The organism is Streptomyces sp. NPDC046759 (assembly GCF_040645475.1).
Classification (GTDB): domain Bacteria; phylum Actinomycetota; class Actinomycetes; order Streptomycetales; family Streptomycetaceae; genus Streptomyces.
The window spans coordinates 272,317-293,408 of record NZ_JBEYYJ010000004.1; the positions used below are offsets into that span (position 1 = coordinate 272,317).

Sequence of the window (21,092 nt, forward strand, 5' to 3'; positions counted from 1 at the left end):
GGCAACCCCGCGGCCTCCAGAACCGTCGGTTCCCTTGGGGCGAGGTGCTGATTGTCACGTCCGTAAAAGAACGGATCGGACGCCCTTTGTCATATAGGGGGGTGTTAGCTTTCGGAGCTGACCCCGAGACGGAAGCGAGCGTAGGGACCGATGGGACGAGCGGAAGACAGACGAGCGCGACAGCGCGGTGGCCGCCGCGCGGCGCCCAGGCGCCGCCGCCCCGACCCCACGGCAGGTGCCCCGGCCGGCGCCAGGCCTCAGAAGGGCCGAATACGGCGGCTGTTCACCTGGAAGAAGGTCCTCGGCACGTTCTTCGGCCTGTGCCTGCTGGTGATCGCGGCCTTCATCGGGCTGTACATGTACGTGGACATCCCGCAGGGCAACGCCACCGCCCAACTGCAGAGCAACATCTACAAGTACAGCGACGGCACGATGCTCACCCGCACCGGCCAGCTCAACCGGGAGAGCGTCGACCTCGCCGAGGTCCCCAAGGACGTCCAGCGCACCTTCGTCGCGGCCGAGAACAAGACCTTCTACCACGACGTCGGCGTCGACCTGAGAGGCACCGCCCGCGGTGTGCTCAACACCCTCATGGGGCACGGCACACAGGGCGGTTCGACCATCACCCAGCAGTACGTCAAGAACTACTACCTGGACCAGAACCAGACCGTCTCGCGCAAGCTGAAGGAACTGGTCATCTCGCTGAAGCTGGACCGCCAGAAGTCCAAGGACTACATCCTCGCGGGCTACATCAACACCAGCTACTACGGCCGCGGTGCCTACGGCATCCAGGCCGCGGCACAGGCGTACTACCACAAGGACGCCAAGGACCTGAAGGTTCAGGAGGGCGCCTACCTGGCCGCGCTGCTCCAGGCGCCGAACCAGTACGACTGGGCCCTCGCGAGCGACACCGGCAAGCGGCTGGCGAAGGCGCGCTGGAACTACGTCCTGGACAACATGGTCAAGCAGCACTGGCTGGACGCCGGCAAGCGCCAGGCCATGACCTTCCCGGAGCCGAAGTCCCCCAAGGCGGCGCCCGGCATGAAGGGGCAGACCGGCTACCTGGTGGACGCGGCCAACACGGCGCTGGAGAAGCAGCTGGTCGCCCAGGGCAGGGCCAACTCCCTCGGTGACGCCGAAGCGTTGGTGAAGAAGGGCGGCTGGACCATCACGCTCAACATCGACAAGAAGAAGCAGCGTGAGCTGGAGCGGTCCGTCACCGAGCAGCTGACCAGCAAGCTGGACCCGAAGAAGCGCTCCGTCGACGGCGACGTCCAGCCCGGTGCCGTGTCCGTCGACCCGAGCACGGGCAAGGTCCTCGCCATGTACGGCGGCACGGACTACTTCAAGCACTTCTACAACAACGCGACCCGCCGCGACTACCAGCCCGCCTCCACCTTCAAGCCGGTGATCCTCGCCGCCGCCCTGGCCGAGGGCGCGCACACGCAGGAGGGTCAGCCCATCACGGCGAGCACGATCTACGACGGCACCAGCGGCCGCCAGGTCGAGGACCACGGCAGCAAGGTGGGCTTCGGCCCGCCCAACGAGGACCACACCGACTACGGCCCCATCACCGTCCAGAAGGCCATGAACCAGTCCGTCAACTCCGTCTTCGCGCAGATGGGCGTCGACGTGGGCATGAAACAGGTGATGGCCGTGGCCGGCCAGCTCGGCATGGACACCAAGGGCATGGAGCCGGTCCCCGCGCAGACGCTGGGCTCCATGGGCGCCAGCCCGCTGGAGATGGCCGGCATCTACGCGACCTTCGACAACCACGGCAAGAAGGTGACCCCGGCGATCATCAAGTCGGCCGAGCACAAGGACACCAGCGTCACCCTGCCGGACCCGATCGGTGACCAGGTGATCCCCCGCGTGGCCGCCGACACGGTCACCTCGGTGCTCACCGGTGTGGTCGACGACGGTACGGCCAGCGACTCGGTGGCGGGCAACTCGGCGCGCGACGGCCAGCAGGTCGCCGGCAAGACGGGTACGTCCGACAACAACAAGTCGGCCTGGTTCACCGGCTACACGCCCGGCCTGGTCACCTCGGTCGGCCTGTTCGGCGAGGACTCCAAGACCCACGCGCAGGTTCCGCTGACGGGTGCGACCGGCCCCCTCAACCCTTCCGGCCGAACCGGCCGCATCAACGGCGGTGGCTACCCCGCGAAGATCTGGGCCGCCTACACCTTCGACGCGATGGGTGACGTCAGCAAGTTCGACCTGGACACCACCCAGGGCGCGGCCGTCCAGCCCTCGCAGTCCACCTCGCCGTCGCCGAGCCACTCGACGTCGCCGTCGCCGAGCCGTTCCTCGTCGCCGTCGCCGAGCCACTCGACGCCGCCGTCGCCGAGCCACTCCTCGTCGCCGCCGCCGAGCCAGTCGTCCTCACCGCCGCCGACTCAGTCGTCGCCGCCGCCGACCGAACCCTCGGACAACACCACCCCGGAGAACCCGCTCGATCCGGGCGGCCGTGGGAACTTCGGCCAGTAGGAGCGCTACACGCGAAGGGCGCCCGGGAACTCCCCGGGCGCCCTTCGCCCATGTGCGGGGCCGTCAGCCCCGGTTCAGCTCGAACCACACCACCTTGCCGGTGCTCAGCCGGGTCGCGCCCCAGCGCCTGGCCAGCTTGTTGACCAGGTACAGGCCGCGGCCGCCCTCGTCCGTGGCCCGGGCCTGCCGGAGCCGCGGCAGCTGCGGCACGTCGTCACCGACCTCGCAGCGCAGCACGTCCGTGCGCAGCAGCCGCAGGGTCACCGGCCGGGACGCATACCGCACCGCGTTCGTCACGACCTCACTGACCAGCAGCTCCACCGAGTCCGTCAGGTCCTCCAGGTCCCAGCGGGCGAGCGCGCGCCGGGCCAGCCGGCGGGCCTGGCCGGGGGCCGTCTCCTCCGGCTCCAGCCGCCAGTAGGCGACATCGCTCGGCGCGATCCCGTCGAAGCGGGCCGCGAGCAGCGCGATGTCGTCGTCCCGGTCGCCCGGGCCGAGCATGTCGAGGACCTCGTCGCACAGGGCCTCCAGCGGCGGCGGGTGGTCCGGGCCGGTCAACTGGGCGGTCGCGGCGAGCTTCTCCCGCAGCTGCTCTATGCCGGTCCACACGTCCCGCAGCCGGGACTCCACCAGCCCGTCGGTGTAGAGCAGCAGCGTGGCCCCGGCGGGCGCGTCCAGCTCGACCGCCTCGAAGTCGACCCCGCCGACCCCGATCGGCGCGCCCGGCGGCACCCGCAGCACCTCGGCCCGGCCGCCCAGGTGCAGCAGAACGGGCGGCGGATGGCCGGCGTTGGCGATGGTGATGCGGTGCGTGACCGGGTCGTAGACCGCGTACAGACAGGTCGCCATGCGGTCCGTGCCGAGCCGCTGCGCCTGCTCGTCCAGGTGGTGCAGCACCTCCTGCGGCGGCAGGTCGAGCCCGGCCAGCGTCTGCGCGGTGGTGCGCAGCTGCCCCATGATCGCCGCCGAGGTCATGGAGTGGCCCATGACGTCACCGACGACCAGCGCGACCCGGCTGCCGGGCAGCGGGATCGCGTCGTACCAGTCACCGCCGACCCGGGCGGTCTCCGCAGCCGGCAGGTACCGGGACGCGAGCCGCACACCCGTGGGCCGCGGCAGTGTCTCGGGCAGCATGGTGCGCTGCAGCTCGTCGGCGATGTAGGCCTCACGGCCGTACAGCACCGCCTTGTCGATGCCGAGCGCGCTGTGCGTGGCCAACTGGGCCGCCACCAGCAGATCGTCGGCCTCGAACGCCAGCCGCTCCGGGCGGCGCAGGAACAGCGCGGCCCCGATCACCCGGCGCCGCCCGCGCAGCGGAGCGAGGATCGCGTGCTGCCCGGACGGTACGACCGCCTCGGAGCAGTCACCGAGCAGCTCGGGCAGCGCGGCCCGGGCGGCGGGCGCGTCGGCGAACACCGGCCGCACCCCACGCAGCACCTCGTTCAGCGCGCCACCGGGCCGCACCTCGCACAGCTCGGTGGTGAGCGAGGACAGCTCGGCCAGCGCGCTCGGCTCCGGCTCGGGCTCGAAGGCGGGCGGCAGCAGGACACCCTCGGTGTCCCGCTCCTCCGGTATCCGGTCGGAACGGCGCAGCCGCAGCACCACCGGACCGGTGGGCCGCTCGTCGCCGACCGGCAGCGGATCCCGCAGGTAGACCAGGATCGCGTCCGAGAACGTCGGCACGGTCGCCCGGCACAGCCCCATCACGATCTCGTCCAGATCGAGGCCGCGCGCGATCCGCCGGGTGGCCGCGCCCACGAATCTCAGCCGGTCCCCGTCGCGCCGCATCGGCATCGGCCGGCCCGGAGGCAGCCCCTGCCCGGTACGGCGCTCCTGACCGCCCGGCGCCCGCTCCTGCTCGGCGCCTGGCTGCGGCGGAATGCCCTCCGATGCGGGGCGCGGGCGGTGTGCGCCGGGCTCTGTGGCGGCGGGCTGGGAGTGCTCGGGGCCGTTGACTTGGGGCTCCTTCCCCTTGCCGACCGGGGACCGCGTCCCCTTGCCGGGCTTTCCCTTGCCGCCGGGCGCGGCCGTCCCCGGTCCGGACGGCGTGCCGTCGGCCCGTGCCTGCGCCGGTAAAGCCGGGGTGCCGGCCGGTTTCGGGGTACGCAGGAGCGCCCCGCGGGCCTCCGCGGGGTCGGCGCCCTGGGGGCGCTCGAAGGAGGTGGGCTGCTCCGTCACGCGTGTCGCATCCATCCGTCCGGGACTGCGCGCCCGGCGCGCAGTTGGTCCCGCAGAAATCCCGATACCCGCAATGCGTGCCCCAGGAACGGAATTCCCGCGCGGTCAGAGATAGTGCTGGTGTCACCGGCGGGACCGGGCCTGGCGGCACGGCCGACGGTGGTGGTGCCCTGCTGCCCCTCGCTCACGTCCTGCCGCCCCTCGGTGACGTTCGGTCAAGCCCGGCCCATGCTCCCGGAGTTGCTTGTATGCGCCCTTGCGGAGGACGATCCTACGTTTCGTGCCCGGGGGCGCATCAAGGGTCTCATGAGGACACGTGCGCGGGCGTACGGTCCCAGTCCTCGGGGAGAGAAGGTACCGCCCAGGACGGATCCGGGCGCCAGTGCTGCCAGCCGTCCGCGAACGGCGGCCCCCAGGCCTCGATCACCTCGACCGCGTCCCGCCCGGCCGCCCGGACCCGCTCGGCGGTCGCCGCGTCCATCAGCCCGTCCCGCTGGGCCTGCGTGAACTCGTCCTCGTCGCGCCAGTGCCAGCTGCGGTCGGGGTGCACGGAGATGTCCAGGAAGTAGTCCTCCGAGTCCACCCCGCCCGACCAACGGGCCAGGGGTGCCTCGAGGTTGACATACCAGTTCTTGAACCGCCAGCCCGGCTCCCAGAACAGCCACACCGACCAGGGACGGCCGGGCTGGGCGAGCTTCAGCACGCCCGTGCCGAACCACCGGTCCCGCTGCACCGTGCGCGGCTGGGTGTAGCGGGACTCCAACGGCTCCTCCTGCACGGGCCTGCCGTCGGCCAGGGCCGGTTTCATGCACTCGGTACCCGGAGCCAGCCATACGGCGAGCAGGTCGGCGTCGTCACGCACGACGGTGACGGGCCGGGCGATGTGGAAGCGCTCACCGGCGTTCTCCCGGTAGCGCCACAGGATCCGGGCCCCCGGGGTCCAGCGGCTCGCAGGTCCCGCGTCCACGCGTGTCATCGCTCCGTCGTCCGTCATGGACAGATTTTAGGTGCCGTAGACATACGACGCTGCGGTGCACGTCACGGTTGCGCGCCCGTGGCCGGAAACGTTCGCCGGCGGTCACGGGTGCGTCATCCGCAGGACGTCCAGCGCCTCGTCGAGCTGTTCCACCGTCAGCACACCGCGCTCGACGTACCCGCTCTCCAGCACGACCTCGCGGATCGTCTTCCGCTCGGCGAGGGACTTCTTGGCGACCTTCGCGGCCTCCTCGTAGCCGATGTACTTGTTGAGCGGGGTCACCACGGACGGGGACGACTCCGCGTACTCGCGGGTCCGCTCCCGGTCGGCGGTGATGCCGTCGATCGTCCGGTCGGCCAGCAGCCGCGAGACGTTGGCGAGCAGCCGGATCGACTCGAGCACGTTCTTGGCGATCACCGGCAGCATGACGTTCAGCTCGAAGTTGCCCGCGGCGCCGGCCGTGGCGATGGTGGCGTCGTTGCCGACGACCTGGGCGGCGACCATCAGCACGGCCTCCGGCACGACCGGGTTGACCTTGCCCGGCATGATGGACGACCCCGGCTGAAGGTCGGGCAGCCGGATCTCGGCGAGCCCGGTGCGCGGCCCGGACGACATCCACCGCAGATCATTGGCGATCTTGGTCAGTCCGACCGCGATGGTCCGCAGCTGCCCGCTGGTCTCCACGATCCCGTCCCGGGCGCCCTGCGCCTCGAAGTGGTCGCGGGCCTCGGTGAGCGGCAGCCCGGTGGCCCGGGCGACCTCCTGGATGACGGCTGCGGAGAATCCGGGCGGGGTGTTGATGCCGGTGCCGACGGCGGTGCCGCCCAGCGGCAGCTCGGCGAGGCGGGGCAGGGAGGCCCGCAGCCGCTCGACGCCGTACCGCACCTGGGCCGCGTACCCGCCGAACTCCTGGCCCAGCGTGACGGGCGTGGCGTCCATGAGGTGGGTCCGCCCGGACTTGACGACGTCGGCGAACTCCTCGGACTTGCGGGTCAGGGAGGCGGCGAGGTGCTCCAGGGCCGGGATCAGATCGTGGGTGACGGCGGCGGTGGCGGCGATGTGGATGGACGACGGGAACACGTCGTTGGACGACTGCGAGGCGTTCACGTGGTCGTTCGGGTGCACGTCCCGGCCGAGCCGTTCACCGGCGAGGGTGGCGATGACCTCGTTCGTGTTCATGTTGGAAGAGGTGCCGGAGCCCGTCTGGAAGACGTCCACCGGGAAGTGCTCGTCCCACTGTCCGCCGGCGACCTCGGCCGCGGCCTCCTGGATGGCCTCGGCGATCTCCTTGTCGACCACGCCGAGCTGCGCGTTCACCTTCGCGGCTGCGCCCTTGATCCGGGCCAGCGCCTCGATGTGGGCGCGTTCGAGACGCTGCCCGGAGACGGGGAAGTTCTCGACGGCACGCTGGGTCTGGGCGCGCCACTTGGCGGCGGCCGGAACGCGGACCTCGCCCATGGAGTCGTGCTCGATGCGGTAGTCGTTCATGGGACTTATAGCGAGCAGGGGTGTCTGCTTGTTCCCGGCCCTTACGCTGAGTGAGTGAACGACTGCAAAGGGGTGCCTCGTGGCGACGGCGTACGGTGACTGGCTCCGGGAGCAGCGGGAGGCGGCGGGGCTGACGCAGCAACAGCTGGCGGACGCGGTGATCATGTCGCGCACGCACATCGCGCACATCGAGGCGGGGAGGAGGGTGCCGTCGGAGGAGGATGCGCGGAGGTTGGATCGGGTGCTCGACACGGGGGGCGCGTTGACCAGCTTCCGGCCGGGGAATGAGCGTAGACCGGTGGCGGCGCACTTCGAGGCGGCGATGGCACTGGAGCAACAGGCCTCGGTGATCCGGGAGTTCGCGCTGTCACTCGTGCCCGGCTTTCTCCAGTCCGAGGCTTATGCGGATGCAGTGTTGCGGGACGGTTCGTATCCGCCCTTGTGCAAGGAGGAGCGAGCCAAGGCCGTCGCCACACGGCTCGATCGAGCGCGGATCCTCGAGAGTCCTGGCAGCCCGGTGGTCTGGCTGCTCCTGGACGAGGCTGCACTGCGGCGGCCGATCGGCGGGCCAGAGGTGATGGCGGATCAGGTCATCCACCTGGTACGGCTGGTGGAGGCCGAGCGGATGCGCATGCACGTGGTGCCCCTTGGGGCGGGCTGCCACCCGCTTCTCGTGAGTGGCGTCAAGCTGATGTGGTTCGAGGATCAGCCTCCCGCTGCCTACGTCGAAGCGCTGCATACAGGCGTGGTGCACGACGAACCGGCCCTGGTCGAGCGCTTTCAAGCGGCCTACCATCTCGTGTTGGGAGAAGCCCTGCCGCAGAAAGAATCACTCGCTCTGCTGCGGTCGATCGCGAAGGACTACGGCCATCATGACTGACCAGCGCATCATCCCGGACGCCTCGGTGCTGAAGGGCTGGCGCAAGTCTTCCTACAGCGGCGGAGACGAGGGCAACTGCTTGGAAGCCCTCGACCACCACCCCCACGGCCTCCCCGTGCGGGACTCCAAGGCCCCGCAGGGTCCGGCCGTCGTCTTCGGCCGGTCGGCCTGGTCGTCGTTCGTCTGCGCGGTGCAGGCGGCGGAGTTCGGCGTCTGAGGCGCCTGTCCGCGGTCACCATGCAGCGATGACCGGCGCGTCGGGTACGTGCTGCCGCCAGGCCTCGTTGAGGCGCGCGAGCCGGTCCGCTGCGGCGATGCCGCGCAGGGACGTGACCTTGCCGTCAACGACCTCGAACACCACGGCGCCCACGATCCGGTCGTCGACCACGGCGAGGACGGCCGGGGAGCCGTTGACCAGCGCGATGTGCATCGCAGGGGAGCCGCCGGCCAGCCGCCGCTTCGCCGGAGTGGGCTTGAAGCCGGCCCGCACGTAGGAGGCGATGCGCTCGCGCGTGGTGTACCGCAGCAGCCGCCTGGCCAGTCCGGCGCCGTCCGAGACCGCGGTCGCGTCGGCGGTGAGCATCGCCACCAGCCGTTCGGTGCGCCCCGACGTGGCCGCGACGAGGAACTCCTCGACGATCCCGCGCGCGGACACGGGGTCCACCTCGTGGCTGCCGCGGCGCTCGGCGGCGACCCGGCGTCGGGCCCGGTGGACGTGCTGCTGGCTCGCGGACTCCGTGATGTCGAGGATCCCGGCGATCTCGGCGTGGGAGTACGAGAAGGCCTCGCGCAGGACGTAAGCGGCCCGCTCGACCGGCGAGAGGCGCTCCATGAGGGTCAGTACGGCCAACGACACCGATTCGCGCTGCTCGAAGGTCTCGGCAGGGCCGAGCATCGGGTCGCCCTCGAGGAGTGGCTCGGGCAGCCAGTCTCCGACGGCGCGCTCGTGGCGCGCCTGCGCCGAGCGGAGCCGGTCGAGGCAGAGATTGGTGACGATCTTGGTGAGCCAGGCTTCCGGCACCTCGATGCGTTCCCGGTCCGCGGCCTGCCAGCGCAGGAACGTGTCCTGCACGGCGTCCTCGGCGTCGGCGGCCGAGCCGAGCAGACGGTACGCGAGCGAGGCCAGCCGGCCCCGGCCGGCCTCGAATCGATCGACGGCTGCGCTGTCCATGCGCAGGAGCCTATGCGGCGGCCTTCACACCGGCCCGGTCGGGCGCGGTGGCCAGGCGGCGCCTGCGCTTCGGCATGCCGAAGGTCGGATGGGCGACGCCCCACCCGGCCCCCTTGAGCACGCCCGACTTGAGCCACGCGGCGGTCCGGCCGCCCAGGTACCAGGACTTCGACCGGACGTCCTCGTCGACCATCTGGAAGATCGCGTCCCGCCGCCCGAGGCTGATGTGGTTGCCGTAGTACTTCAGCCCGGTGGCCGGGACCTCGGTGCCCGTCAGGCGCGCGATGATCGCGGCAGTCGCCTGCATGTTGGTGAAGCCGGCCGAGGCGCAGGACATCGGCAGCGGCCGGCCGTTCTCGCCGATCGCGTAGGCGCTGTCACCGGCGGCGTAGACGTCCGGGTGCGAAATCGAGCGCATCGTTCGGTCGACGACGATCTGGCCGGTCTCGGCGACCTCCAGGCCGCCGGCAGCCGCGATGGGGTGGACGGCGAACCCGGCCGCCCACACGGTCACGTCGGCCGGGATGGACGCACCGTCGGCGGCGATCACCCGGGTCGGCTCGACGGCTTCGATGCCGGTGTGCTCGTGGACCGTGACGCCGAGCCGGTCGAAGGCCCGGCGCAGGTGACGGCGGGCCTTCGGGGAGAGCCAGGCGCCCAGCTCGCCGCGGGCGGCGAGCGCGACCGAGAGGTCGGGCCGGGACTCGGCGAACTCGGTGGCGGTCTCGATGCCGGTCAGCCCCTCACCGACGACCAGCACGGTGCCGCCCTCGCCCAGATCCGTCAGGCGCTCCCGCAGACGCAGCGCCGAGGACCGGCCGGTCACGTCGAAGGCGTACTCCGCCGCGCCGGGCACGCCATGGTGGGCCACGGAACTGCCGAGCGCGTAGAGAAGGGTGTCGTACGTGAGCTCGCCGCCGTCCTCACCGGTCACGGCGACTGTCCTGCGCTCGGGGTCGATGCCGGTGACGCGCGCCAGACACAGCCGCACCCCGGTGCCCGCGAACACGTCGGCGAGCTTGCGGGACTTGAGGTCCCGGCCGACGGCGAGCTGGTGGAGCCGCATCCGCTCGACGAAGTCGGGCGCGGCGTTGACGACGGTGATCTCGGTGTCGTCGGGGGACAGCCGGCGGGCCAGATTTCCGGCGGCGAAGGCCCCGGCGTACCCGGCGCCGAGTACGACGATGCGGTGCTTCATGGCGATGCTCCTGTCTCGTTCGCGTGCCCCTTGAACGAGACGGCGCCCCGATTGCTGACAGGAGCCGCGTGTGATGCGGGTCACCGAACCGAGGTGAGCGGCTGAGCCTCCGACGGGCGCCCGGGCCCGCCTCGAGCAGATCGAGCTCAGCGCGTGAGCACGACCCCCGCCGCGACGCCGAGGAACATCGCCGCTCCGGCGAACAGGCCGACGATCGGGGACAGGCGGTACTTCCGGGTGAACACCCTTGAGCTGCCCGGCCTTTCGGGCAGGTAGACGACCGGCACATGGGTTCTCAGGGCCAGCCCCGTCCCCGTCGCGCAGGGCCGGAACCTGACGGGCCGGCCCTGCCGGTCGGTGAACTCGATGACGGGCGTCGAACGGTCGTCCCCCGGCTCATGCGCCTGGTCCACGACCACCCCCTCGGCGTGCACCCCGTAGCGGCTCAGCCGCATCTGCAGCCGTGCCTCCCGCACACCGGCCCACAGACTCACCAGGCCCACCGATACGGCCAGCCCGACACCGATCGTTTCACCCGTCATCCGTCCCCTGCCCTCCCTCGCACAGCGCCCCCGGCGCCGGCCGGGCATCAGGAGGACGCGGCACGCGGCCCGATGGTTCACGAAGGTGTGTCGGCACACCGGATCCTCGGGCTCACGTGGTCGTGGCGAGGGCCGCGAGCGGCCGGTAGTCCCCCAGGGGGCTCAGGACAGGCCGGGGCCCCGCACCGGAATGCTGGTGAACGTCGGCTGCTCAGGTTCCCGCGAAGTGAAGAAGTCGTTGCCCTTGTCGTCCACGACGACGAACGCCGGGAAGTCCTCGACCTCGATCTTCCAGACGGCCTCCATGCCCAGCTCCTCGTACTCCAGCACCTCGACCTTCTTGATGCAGTCCTGGGCGAGGCGGGCCGCGGGGCCGCCGATGGAGCCGAGGTAGAAGCCGCCGTGGACGTTGCACGCGTCGGTGACCTGCTTGCTGCGGTTGCCCTTCGCCAGCATCACCTTGGAGCCGCCCGCCGCCTGGAACTGCTCCACGTAGGAGTCCATGCGGCCGGCCGTGGTCGGGCCGAAGGAACCGGAGGCGTAGCCCTCGGGGGTCTTCGCCGGGCCCGCGTAGTACACCGGGTGGTCCTTCAGGTACTGCGGCATCTCCTCGCCCGCGTCCAGCCGCTCCTTGATCTTGGCGTGGGCGATGTCACGGGCCACGACCAGCGGGCCGGTGAGGGACAGACGGGTCTTGACCGGGTACTTGGTCAGCTCGGCGAGGATCGTGTCCATCGGCTGGTTGAGGTCGATCTTGACCACGTCGTCGTCCGACTCGAGGTGCTCGTCGGTCGTCTCCGGCAGGAACCGCGCCGGGTCGGTCTCCAGCTGCTCCAGGAACACGCCCTCGGCGGTGATCTTCGCGACGGCCTGGCGGTCGGCCGAGCAGGAGACGGCGATGGCGACCGGGCAGGACGCGCCGTGCCGGGGCAGGCGGACCACGCGGACGTCGTGGCAGAAGTACTTGCCGCCGAACTGCGCCCCGATGCCGATCTTCTGGGTCAGCTCGAAGACCTTCTCCTCCAGCTCCTTGTCCCGGAAGCCGTGGCCGAGCGGCGAGCCCTCGGCGGGCAGCTCGTCCAGGTAGTGCGCGGAGGCGTACTTGGCGGTCTTCAGCGCGTACTCGGCGCTGGTGCCGCCGACGACGATCGCCAGGTGGTACGGCGGGCAGGCGGCCGTACCCAGCGAACGGATCTTCTCCTCCAGGAACTTCATCATGGAGGCCTCGTTCAGGACGGCCTTGGTCTCCTGGTAGAGGAAGGACTTGTTGGCCGAGCCGCCGCCCTTCGCCATGAACAGGAACTTGTAGGCGCCGCCGTCGGTGGCGTACAGCTCGATCTGGGCCGGGAGGTTGGAGCCGGTGTTCTTCTCCTCCCACATGGTGAGCGGAGCCATCTGCGAGTAGCGCAGGTTCAGCTTGGTGTAGGCGTCGTAGATGCCGCGGCTCAGCGCCTCCTCGTCGCCGCCCTCCGTCAGCACGTTCTGCCCGCGCTTGCCCATGACGATCGCGGTGCCGGTGTCCTGGCACATGGGGAGCACGCCGGCCGCCGCGATGTTCGCGTTCTTCAGCAGGTCGAGGGCGACGAACTTGTCGTTGCTCGACGCCTCGGGGTCGTCGATGATGCGGCGCAGCTGGGCGAGGTGGGCCGGGCGCAGGTAGTGCTGGATGTCGTGGACGGCCTCCTCGGCCAGCTTGCGCAGCGCCTCCGGCTCCACCTTGAGGAACGTCCGCCCGTCCGGGCCCTCGACGGTGGAGACGCCCTCGGACGTCACCAGCCGGTACGGGGTGGTGTCCTCTCCCTGGGGGAGCAGATCGGTGTACGCGAACTCAGGCATCTCAGCCCATTCCTCACTCTGACGGACGGCGCCCGCCGACGCTGGCGGGCCTCACCAGCCTAGAACCTGCCGCCGACGCGGAACCTGTGAGGTAAGGCTCAGTTCGGCACGCCGGGGTTGCGCACCCCCTAGTCGCGATCTATCGCGTTTCGGTACGCTGCGGTCGTGGACCTTCAGAAGCACACCGAAGCGCCGGTCTCCGAGCTGCGTGCCTCGGACGCCGACCGTGATCGCATCGCCGACATCCTCCGCGAGGCCCTCGCCGAGGGCCGGCTGACCGCCGACGAGCACGCCGAGCGCGTGGACGGCGTGCTGCACGCCAAGACGGTGGGCGAGTTGGAGGTCTTCATCCGGGACCTGCCCGCCGCCCACCGGCGGCCGTCCGTCCCCGGCTGGACGCCCGCCCCGTCCCGGCCCACCCCGGGCGCGATCCCCGCCGAGGCCGACGCCAGCGTGGTGGCCGTCTTCAGCAGCGCCGTGCGCCGGGGCCGCTGGCACGCGGGCCGCCGGATCCATGCGTACTCGATCTTCGGCAGCGTCGAGATCGACCTCAGTGAGGCGATCTTCGAGTACCAGCAGGTCGTGATCAAGGCCGTGTCGGTCTTCGGCGACGTCCAGATCCGCGTCCCGGAGAATGTGTCGCTGCGCGGCACCGGGGGCGGCGTCCTCGGTAACTTCGAGGTGGACACGCTCGACTCGGTCGAGTCCGACGCGCCGGTCGTCTACGTCGACGGCTGGGCCGTACTCGGCAACGTCGAGGCGCGCCCCCGGCGCGGCAAGCGGGTGGCGGACATCCTGGAGCGGGTGCAGGGCAAGGTCGACCGGAAGCTGGAGCGGGTCCACGACAAGGTCGACCGGAAGCTGCGCAAACACCTGGACCGTTGACGGTCGCGAATCCGCGGGTGACCGGAAGGTTCCGGTCCTGTTGTGCCGCCCGGCAGGGGCGCGAACGAGCCGCCGCGCGCCTACGGTTGGGAACTCTGTGCATAGGCGCGCGCACAGCGGGTAGGCCTTGCTGCATCGTGTCTCGCTCGCGAAGCCGTCGTCAGGAGTAGACCGTGCTGCAACCGCCGCATTCGTCCCTGCAGGTCGCTGCCGTTCCGGCCCAGCGGGTGCCAGCGCGAGACAGGGATCAAGACGCTCCCTGGCACACCGAGGCGGTGTGCCGGCGCGACGAGGCGGGTCTGTTCTTCGCCCCGTCGAAGGAGCCGACCGCCGCCCGCCTCTCCCGCGAAGAAGCGGCCAAGCGCGTCTGTGCCCGCTGCCCGGTGATGGTCGAATGCCGCGAACACGCCCTGCTGCAGCCCGAGCCGTACGGTGTCTGGGGCGGCCTCACGGCGGCGGAACGCCGGGTCGTGCTGGCCAGGCGCCGCCGCCGGGAGATGGAACTGAAGAAGGCGTCGCGGGCGACGGCCAACCGCATAGCGGGTTAGCTCGGCGGAAGCACGGAGCGCCCCCCTCCGCACAGGGGGGCGCTCGTCACGGGCGCGGGGAACTGCGCGAGCAGCCACGGATGATCCGCAGCCGCCGGCGCTCCACGCGCCCCCTCCGCTCGGGCGCCCGTCGCTCGGGCGCCCTTCGCGCCGGACCTACTTGGCGCGGTCGAAATCGATCGCGCTGTAGGCCCGCAGCTTCTTCAGCCGGTGCTCGGAGTCGATCTTCCGCACCGTCCCGGACTTCGACCGCATCACGATCGACTCGGTCAGCGCGGTCTCCGACCGGTAGCGCACGCCCCGCAGCAGCTCACCGTCGGTGATGCCGGTGGCGACGAAGAACACGTTCTCGCCGGACACCAGGTCGTCGGTGGTCAGCACGCGGTCCAGGTCGTGGCCGGCGTCGATGGCCCGCGCACGCTCCTCGTCGTCCTTGGGCCACAGCTTGCCCTGGATCGTGCCGCCCAGGCACTTCACGGCGCAGGCCGAGATGATGCCCTCCGGCGTGCCGCCGATGCCGAGCAGCAGGTCGACGCCGGTGCCCTCGCGCAGCGCGTACACCGAACCGGCGACGTCGCCGTCGGAGATCAGCTTGATGCGGGCGCCGGCCTCGCGGACCTCCCGGATCAGGCCCTCGTGCCGCGGCCGGTCGAGGATGACGACGGTGACGTCCTCCGGGGTGGCCTTCTTCGCCTTGGCGATCCGCTTGATGTTCACGGCCACCGGCGCGTCGATGTCGACGAAGTCGGCGGCCTCCGGGCCGGTGACCAGCTTGTCCATGTAGAACACGGCGGACGGGTCGAACATGGCGCCCCGCTCGGCGGCGGCGAGGACGGCGATCGCGTTGGGCATGCCCTTGGCGGTCAGCGTGGTGCCGTCGATCGGGTCGACGGCGATGTCGACCTCGGGGCCGGTGCCGTCGCCCACGTGCTCGCCGTTGAAGAGCATCGGGGCCTCGTCCTTCTCACCCTCGCCGATGACGACGACGCCGTTCATCGACACGGTGGAGACGAGGGTCCGCATGGCGCGCACCGCGGCGCCGTCGGCGCCGTTCTTGTCGCCGCGCCCCACCCAGCGGCCGGCGGCCATGGCGGCGGCTTCGGTCACCCGGACGAGTTCCAGGGCGAGGTTGCGGTCGGGAGCCTCGGAGGGAACATCGAGCTCGGACGGCAGGTGATGATTTTCGGTCATCGGAGCGCACCTTTCTGATACGACGACGGCCGGATGAGGGAGTTGCGCCTGACTCTATCGTTAGGCAGACAAAATGAGCAGGGGACCCCACGGATGAGCGCTTGGGGCACCTGCGACGATAGGGGGCGTGGCAGGTTCGAACGGTAAGCAGAAGACGGCCCGGGACATGATTCTCTCCCTGGCCGTGATCGGCATCGCGGCGTCGGTCGTGTACTTCCTCGGCATCCCGCACGACGATCACGCTCCCGATCTCCCGCGGGTCGACTACCAGGTCGAACTGACCACCGCCCGTCGCGCGGCGAGCTATCCGGTGGCCGCACCCGAGGGACTGCCGAGTACCTGGAAAGCGACCTCTGTACGCTTCCAGGGCGAGAACGGCGACCGCTGGCACCTGGGCTTCCAGACCCCGGACAGCCAGTACGTGCAGGTCGAGCAGTCCACCGAGAAGCGGGCCGCCTTCATCGACGACGCCAGCCAGGGCGCGTCGGCCACGGAGAAGACCGAGACGATCGGCGGCCGCACCTGGACCCGCTACACCGGCGGCCGCTACGACGCCCTGGTGCTGAACGGCTCGCGGGGCTCCACCACCGTGGTGGCCGGTACCGGGTCCTTCGCGGAGCTGGCGAAGATGGCGGCGGCGCTGAAGACGCAGTGAGCCGTCCCGCTGAAGACGCAGTGAGCCGTCCAGGAGGCGGCCCGTGGTGGAGACGGCCCATGGAGAAGAAGAGGCCCCCGGCGGTGCCGGGGGCCTCTTCGTGTGGCCTGCGGAGCCGGGTGGCTCAGACGGTGGTGACGACGTCCTCGTACCCCAGGCGCGGCGAGCGCGGGAACCAGGCGTCCGGGCCCGGCCTGCCGATGTTGACGACCATCAGCGGGGTGTGGTCGTCGTCCAGGAACTCCTTGCGCACGCCCTCGAAGTCGAGACCGGTCATCGGGCCGGCGGCGAGGCCGGCCGCGCGGACGCCGATGATGAAGTAGGCGGCCTGCAGGGCGGCGTTCAGGGTCGCGGCGCCCTCACGGGCCGCACGCTCGCTGAAGAACACGTCCTTGGCCTGCGGGAAGTGCGGGAACAGGGTCGGCAGCTCCTCGTGGAACTCGTTGTCCGCGGAGAGGATCGCGACCAGCGGGGCGGCGGCCGTCTTCGGCTGGTTGCCCTCGGCCATGTGCTGCACCAGGCGCTCACGGGCTTCCGCGGAGCGGACCAGGGTGATGCGCAGCGGGCTCTGGTTGAAGGCGGTGGGGCCGTACTTGACCAGGTCGTAGATCGCCTGGACCTGCTCCTCGGTCACCGGTTCGTCGGTGAAGGTGTTCGCGGTGCGGGCCTCGCGGAACAGCAGGTCCTGTGCGGCGGGGTCAAGAACGAGAGACATGGGTGAGCTTCCTAGGTGGGGGTCGTGCTGCGGCGTACCGGACCGTGGTCCGGATGACCTGACGGCATGACTCTACGACAGGTGAAGTTCAACCTTCAACAAATGTCGGGCTGTGGTGGCCTGGTTCACACGTGCGGGCCGACGCCTACTCGGCGTCCTCCTCGGCCTCCTCGGTCAGTGCCGCGTCCAGCCGGGCCCGCGCCCCCTCCAGCCAGCGCCGGCACACCTTGGCCAGCTCCTCGCCGCGCTCCCACAACGCCAGGGACTCCTCCAGTGTCGTACCGCCCGCCTCCAGGCGTCGTACGACCTCGATCAACTCGTCCCGCGCCTGCTCGTACGAGAGCGCTTCGTCCACCTTGCTGGTCATTCGCCTACCTTCACTGTGAATTCTCCATCGGCGACACGGGCCCGCAGCGCCTCGCCCGGCGTCACCTCGTCCGGTTCGCGCACCACATGCCCGTCCGCCTTCTGCAGCACCGCGTAACCACGCTTGAGCGTCGCCGCGGGGGAGAGCGCCACCACGCGCGCGTGGGTGTGCGTCAGCTCCGAGTCCGCGCGGTCCAGGAGATGGCCGAGGGTGCGCCGGCTCCGCTCGACGAGAGAGGACACATGGTCCGCGCGCTCGTCGACCATCCGGTGCGGATCCTCTATCGAGGGGCGGGCCAGCGCGTGCGCCAGCCCGCGCTCCTCCCGCTCCAGGAACGCGTTCAGACACCGCCGGGCGCGGTCCCGCAGCATCCCCACCCGCTGCAGCTCCTCGCCCACGTCCGGCACGACCTTCTTGGCTGCGTCGGTGGGTGTGGAGGCGCGCAGATCGGCGACGAGGTCCAGCAGCGGGCTGTCCGGCTCGTGCCCGATCGCCGACACCACGGGCGTACGGCACTGGGCCACCGCCCGCACGAGCTGCTCGTCGGAGAACGGCAGCAGGTCCTCCACGCTGCCGCCGCCGCGCGCGACGACGATGACGTCGACGTCCTCGATCTCGTCCAGCTCCTTGACGGCCTGCACGACCTGCGGGACGGCATGGACGCCCTGCACCGGGACGTTGCGCACCTCGAAGCGGACGGCGGGCCAGCGGTGCCGGGCGTTCTCCAGCACGTCGCGCTCCGCGGCGGAGGCGCGGCCGCAGACGAGCCCGATCAGCTGCGGCAGAAAGGGCAGCGGCTTCTTCCGCTCCGGCGCGAACAGACCCTCGGCCGCGAGGGCCTTCTTCAGTTGTTCCAGCCGGGCCAGCAGTTCACCGACGCCGACGGGCCTTATCTCGGCGGCACGGAGGGAGAGCTGCCCCCTGGGCGCGTACCACTCCGGCTTCGCCAGGACGACGACGCGTGCGCCCTCGCCGACCACGTCCGCGACGGCGTCGAAGACCTGCCGGTAGCAGGTCACGCTCACGGAGATGTCGTACGACGGGTCGCGCAGCGTCAGGAACACGACCCCGGCACCGGGCCGCCGGGACAGCTGCGTGATCTGCCCCTCGACCCACACCGCCCCGAGCCGGTCGATCCATCCCCCGATGAGCCGGGAGACCTCGCCGACCGGGAGCGGCGCTTCGGGGGTGGTGTTCGCAGCCATGTGGTCGAGCGTAACGGCGGGTACTGACAGGGGAGCGCCGCCGGGCTCGAGGGAAGGAGGAGTCCGTGGACCACGTGACGGTGACGGCGCCGTCCTCCGTCTCGGACAGGGCGCCAGTGCTCCCCGCAGGGCACCGCGGACGCGAGCTCAGCGCCGTCGAACGCGGCCTTACGATGGGACCCATGACCGCTTCGTCTGGCCGCCGTGTCCTGCTCGCCGCCCCCCGGGGCTACTGCGCCGGTGTGGACCGCGCCGTGATCGCCGTCGAGAAGGCCCTGGAGCAGTACGGGGCCCCGATCTACGTCCGGCACGAGATCGTCCACAACAAGTACGTCGTGCAGACCCTGGAGAAGAAGGGCGCCGTCTTCGTCGAGCGGACGGAGGAGGTGCCACCGGGCAACATCGTCATGTTCTCGGCGCACGGCGTCGCCCCCGTCGTCCACGAGGAGGCCAAGCAGGGCCGCCTCGCCACCATCGACGCCACCTGCCCGCTGGTCACCAAGGTCCACAAGGAAGCCGTCCGCTACGCCAAGGAGGACTACGACATCCTCCTGATCGGCCACGAGGGCCACGAGGAGGTCATCGGCACCTCCGGCGAGGCCCCCGACCACATCCAGCTCGTCGACGGCCCCGAGGACGTCGCCGGCGTCGAGGTCCGTGACCCGTCGAAGGTCGTCTGGCTCTCCCAGACCACCCTCTCCGTCGACGAGACGATGGAGACCGTCGACGCCCTGAAGACGAAGTTCCCCGGGCTCGTCTCCCCGCCCAGCGACGACATCTGCTATGCCACCCAGAACCGCCAGCTCGCCGTGAAGCAGATGGGCGCCGAGGCCGAGCTGGTGCTCGTCGTCGGCTCGCGCAACTCCTCCAACTCCAAGCGCCTGGTGGAGGTCGCCAAGCTCGCCGGCGCCCGCGAGGCCTACCTGGTGGACTTCGCCGACGAGATCGACGAGGCCTGGCTCGAGGGCGTGACCACCGTCGGCGTCACCTCCGGCGCCTCCGTCCCGGAGGTCCTGGTCGAGCAGGTCCTTCAGTGGCTCGCCGAGCGCGGGTACGGCGACGTGGAGATCGTCAAGGCCGCCGAGGAGTCCATCACCTTCTCACTGCCCAAGGAACTTCGGCGCGACCTGCGCGAGGAGGCCGCCGCCCTGGCCGCCGAGCGCGGCGGCACCGGCACTTCCGAGGCGTGAGGGCCGATCGCCCGTCGTAACGTGGTGCCATGCAGATCTTCGGCGTGGACATCGGCGGATCCGGGATCAAGGGCGCCCCTGTGGACCTGGACAAGGGCGACCTGGCCCAGGAGCGGTGCAAGGTGCTCACCCCGCACCCCGCGACGCCGGCCGGCGTCGCCGACGGGGTGAAGCAGGTCGTCGACCACTTCGGCTGGACCGGCCCGGTCGGCCTGACCTTCCCCGGAGTGGTCACGGGCGGCGCCACGGTCCGTACGGCGGCGAACGTCGACAGGAGCTGGATCGACACGGACGCGCGCGCGTTGTTCAGCGGCAGGCTGGGCGGCCTGCCGGTGACCGTGGTCAACGACGCGGACGCGGCGGGCGTCGCCGAGATGGAGTTCGGCGCCGGCCGTGACCGCGGGGGCACGGTCATCCTGCTCACCTTCGGCACCGGCATCGGCAGCGCCGTCTTCGTGGACGGCGTCCTCGTCCCGAACACGGAGCTGGGCCACCTTGAGCTGAGCGGCCACGACGCGGAGAAGCGCGCCTCCAGCAAGGCCAAGGAGGACGAGGGGCTGAGCTGGGAGCACTGGGCGCGCCGCGTCCAGAAGTACCTGGCGCACGTGGAGATGCTGTTCTCGCCGGAGCTGTTCATCATCGGCGGCGGGGTCAGCCGCAAGTCCGAGAAGTTCCTCCACCACATCGACGGCATCAAGGCCGAGATCGTCCCCGCGCAGCTGCAGAACAACGCGGGGATCGTAGGGGCGGCGATGAGAGCGGCCCAGCAGGCGTAGGTCCCGGCGGCGCCGGCTCGCCGGCGCCCGCCTTCCGGTTCGGGGGGCGGACACGGTACGGCACCTCGGCTTGGAAGCGGCCCGCCGGCTCAGGCGTGGCGGGGCCGGCTCGGGTACCGCGCGCCGCCTCAGGCGCGAGGGCCTCGGCGGCCCCGCACCCACCGCACCCGGCGGACGAGCACGACGGCTCCGGCGACGAGCGTCCCGACGTACAGCCAGCCGGCCTGGGTGGCGAGCCCGGTGAAGATGCCCATCAGCCGGCCGAGCAGACCCCCGCCTCCCTCGGCCAGGGGAATCAGCCCCACGGCGAACGCGATCGGCACGACCACCGGCGCGCTCAGCACGTCCCCGGCCCGCACCCACAGCGCGGTCAGGACGCACACCGGCACGAACAGCACGCCGTACACCGGCAGCGAGCCGCCGAACAGCTCGTCCAGGAAGCCGAGCAGGAACATCGCGGCGACGCAGAACAGCCCGCTGCCGAGCCCGGTGAGCCGGGTACCGGGTAGCCCCGGACCCGGCCGGGGGGCCCATCCCCGCCGCCCCGGCCGCCGCGCCCCCGGCCCCTGACCCGGCCCGCCCTCGCCGCCGGTCCGGCCCCTGGCCTGTGGAGGCAGGTGCGCGGGCTGCTGCGGGGTGCCGCGTCGCGGTCCGTCGTTCGGAGGTCGCATCCTGTGTTGCTCCACTGGACCAACTTAGGTCTGCTTATGTGCCGAATAGCCCATCAGACACGCCGGTGAGGAGAGCTTGGCCGGACGTTCGACGCTCCCGCGAGCCGCCCGGCACGGACGCCGTAGACTG

At 71.0% G+C, this 21,092-nt stretch carries 20 protein-coding genes; 8 read left to right on the top strand and 12 right to left on the bottom strand.

The annotated features are described in order from the left end of the window. Positions 1–150: 150 nt before the first annotated feature. The gene (locus ABZ919_RS07915; protein ID WP_361243940.1) at positions 151–2,490 is read left to right on the top strand and encodes a transglycosylase domain-containing protein; all 2,340 of its coding nucleotides are present in this window, start codon (positions 151–153) and stop codon (positions 2,488–2,490) included. Between the two features lie 63 nt (positions 2,491–2,553). On the opposite strand, the gene ABZ919_RS07920 is transcribed toward ABZ919_RS07915, so the two are convergent. The 3 genes from ABZ919_RS07920 to ABZ919_RS07930 form a co-directional block, all read right to left on the bottom strand. After that, positions 2,554–4,668: a SpoIIE family protein phosphatase gene (locus ABZ919_RS07920; RefSeq protein ID WP_361243942.1), complete on the bottom strand. Its 2,115-nt coding sequence runs from the start codon at positions 4,666–4,668 to the stop codon at positions 2,554–2,556. A gap of 304 nt (positions 4,669–4,972) precedes the next feature. Continuing rightward, the gene (locus ABZ919_RS07925; RefSeq protein ID WP_361243944.1) at positions 4,973–5,662 is read right to left on the bottom strand and encodes a DUF402 domain-containing protein; all 690 of its coding nucleotides are present in this window, start codon (positions 5,660–5,662) and stop codon (positions 4,973–4,975) included. A gap of 84 nt (positions 5,663–5,746) precedes the next feature. Next, a complete protein-coding gene (locus tag ABZ919_RS07930) occupies positions 5,747–7,132 on the bottom strand; it encodes a class II fumarate hydratase (RefSeq protein WP_361243946.1) in 1,386 nt (461 codons plus the stop codon). Positions 7,133–7,211: 79 nt separating this feature from the next. Here ABZ919_RS07930 and ABZ919_RS07935 point away from each other — a divergent pair, with 79 nt between their 5' ends. After that, the gene (locus tag ABZ919_RS07935) at positions 7,212–8,012 is read left to right on the top strand and encodes a helix-turn-helix transcriptional regulator (RefSeq protein WP_361243948.1); all 801 of its coding nucleotides are present in this window, start codon (positions 7,212–7,214) and stop codon (positions 8,010–8,012) included. Further along, positions 8,005–8,229, top strand: a complete 225-nt coding sequence (locus ABZ919_RS07940; RefSeq protein WP_361243950.1) for a DUF397 domain-containing protein — start codon at positions 8,005–8,007, stop codon at positions 8,227–8,229. The genes ABZ919_RS07935 and ABZ919_RS07940 overlap by 8 nt, the downstream gene beginning before the upstream one ends. Positions 8,230–8,244: 15 nt before the next feature. Here ABZ919_RS07940 and ABZ919_RS07945 read toward each other — a convergent pair whose 3' ends face one another. The 4 genes from ABZ919_RS07945 to ABZ919_RS07960 all read right to left on the bottom strand — a co-directional run bounded on the left by ABZ919_RS07945 (position 8,245) and on the right by ABZ919_RS07960 (position 12,759). Next, complete coding sequence (locus ABZ919_RS07945) at positions 8,245–9,183, bottom strand: sigma-70 family RNA polymerase sigma factor (protein WP_361243952.1); 939 nt, start codon at positions 9,181–9,183, stop codon at positions 8,245–8,247. 10 nt (positions 9,184–9,193) lie between these two features. Next, positions 9,194–10,381 (bottom strand): FAD-dependent oxidoreductase, encoded by a 1,188-nt coding sequence (locus tag ABZ919_RS07950; RefSeq protein ID WP_361243954.1) that lies wholly within the window; start codon positions 10,379–10,381, stop codon positions 9,194–9,196. A gap of 146 nt (positions 10,382–10,527) precedes the next feature. Then, positions 10,528–10,923, bottom strand: a complete 396-nt coding sequence (locus ABZ919_RS07955) for a DUF3592 domain-containing protein (RefSeq protein WP_361243955.1) — start codon at positions 10,921–10,923, stop codon at positions 10,528–10,530. A gap of 162 nt (positions 10,924–11,085) precedes the next feature. Further along, complete coding sequence (locus ABZ919_RS07960; protein ID WP_361243957.1) at positions 11,086–12,759, bottom strand: fumarate hydratase; 1,674 nt, start codon at positions 12,757–12,759, stop codon at positions 11,086–11,088. 165 nt (positions 12,760–12,924) lie between these two features. Between ABZ919_RS07960 and ABZ919_RS07965 the strand changes: the two genes are divergently transcribed. Together ABZ919_RS07965 and ABZ919_RS07970 are read left to right on the top strand one after the other, a co-directional pair. Then, positions 12,925–13,644, top strand: a complete 720-nt coding sequence (locus ABZ919_RS07965; protein WP_361243959.1) for a DUF1707 domain-containing protein — start codon at positions 12,925–12,927, stop codon at positions 13,642–13,644. A 173-nt stretch (positions 13,645–13,817) separates the two neighbouring features. Beyond that, the gene (locus tag ABZ919_RS07970; RefSeq protein ID WP_361243961.1) at positions 13,818–14,192 is read left to right on the top strand and encodes a WhiB family transcriptional regulator; all 375 of its coding nucleotides are present in this window, start codon (positions 13,818–13,820) and stop codon (positions 14,190–14,192) included. 156 nt (positions 14,193–14,348) lie between these two features. Here ABZ919_RS07970 and glpX read toward each other — a convergent pair whose 3' ends face one another. After that, positions 14,349–15,383: a class II fructose-bisphosphatase gene (gene glpX, locus ABZ919_RS07975; protein ID WP_361243963.1), complete on the bottom strand. Its 1,035-nt coding sequence runs from the start codon at positions 15,381–15,383 to the stop codon at positions 14,349–14,351. Positions 15,384–15,510: 127 nt separating this feature from the next. Here glpX and ABZ919_RS07980 point away from each other — a divergent pair, with 127 nt between their 5' ends. Further along, positions 15,511–16,038 carry a DUF4245 domain-containing protein gene (locus tag ABZ919_RS07980; protein WP_361243965.1) on the top strand — a complete coding sequence of 176 codons (528 nt, stop codon included), beginning with the start codon at positions 15,511–15,513 and terminating at the stop codon, positions 16,036–16,038. Between the two features lie 124 nt (positions 16,039–16,162). Here ABZ919_RS07980 and ABZ919_RS07985 read toward each other — a convergent pair whose 3' ends face one another. The 3 genes from ABZ919_RS07985 to xseA all read right to left on the bottom strand — a co-directional run bounded on the left by ABZ919_RS07985 (position 16,163) and on the right by xseA (position 18,325). Then, positions 16,163–16,753 (bottom strand): malonic semialdehyde reductase, encoded by a 591-nt coding sequence (locus ABZ919_RS07985; protein WP_361243967.1) that lies wholly within the window; start codon positions 16,751–16,753, stop codon positions 16,163–16,165. A 145-nt stretch (positions 16,754–16,898) separates the two neighbouring features. Further along, positions 16,899–17,120, bottom strand: a complete 222-nt coding sequence (locus tag ABZ919_RS07990; protein ID WP_361243969.1) for an exodeoxyribonuclease VII small subunit — start codon at positions 17,118–17,120, stop codon at positions 16,899–16,901. After that, the gene (gene xseA, locus ABZ919_RS07995) at positions 17,117–18,325 is read right to left on the bottom strand and encodes an exodeoxyribonuclease VII large subunit (protein WP_361243970.1); all 1,209 of its coding nucleotides are present in this window, start codon (positions 18,323–18,325) and stop codon (positions 17,117–17,119) included. Before xseA ends, ABZ919_RS07990 begins: the two co-directional genes overlap by 4 nt. Positions 18,326–18,498: 173 nt before the next feature. Here xseA and ABZ919_RS08000 point away from each other — a divergent pair, with 173 nt between their 5' ends. Both ABZ919_RS08000 and ppgK read left to right on the top strand, forming a co-directional pair. Further along, positions 18,499–19,515 (top strand): 4-hydroxy-3-methylbut-2-enyl diphosphate reductase, encoded by a 1,017-nt coding sequence (locus ABZ919_RS08000; RefSeq protein ID WP_361244099.1) that lies wholly within the window; start codon positions 18,499–18,501, stop codon positions 19,513–19,515. Between the two features lie 29 nt (positions 19,516–19,544). Further along, a complete protein-coding gene (gene ppgK / locus ABZ919_RS08005; RefSeq protein ID WP_361243972.1) occupies positions 19,545–20,291 on the top strand; it encodes a polyphosphate--glucose phosphotransferase in 747 nt (248 codons plus the stop codon). Positions 20,292–20,419: 128 nt separating this feature from the next. Here the strand turns inward: ppgK and ABZ919_RS08010 are convergent, their stop codons facing one another. Beyond that, complete coding sequence (locus ABZ919_RS08010; RefSeq protein ID WP_361243974.1) at positions 20,420–20,962, bottom strand: DUF6542 domain-containing protein; 543 nt, start codon at positions 20,960–20,962, stop codon at positions 20,420–20,422. Between the last annotated feature and the right edge of the window lie 130 nt (positions 20,963–21,092).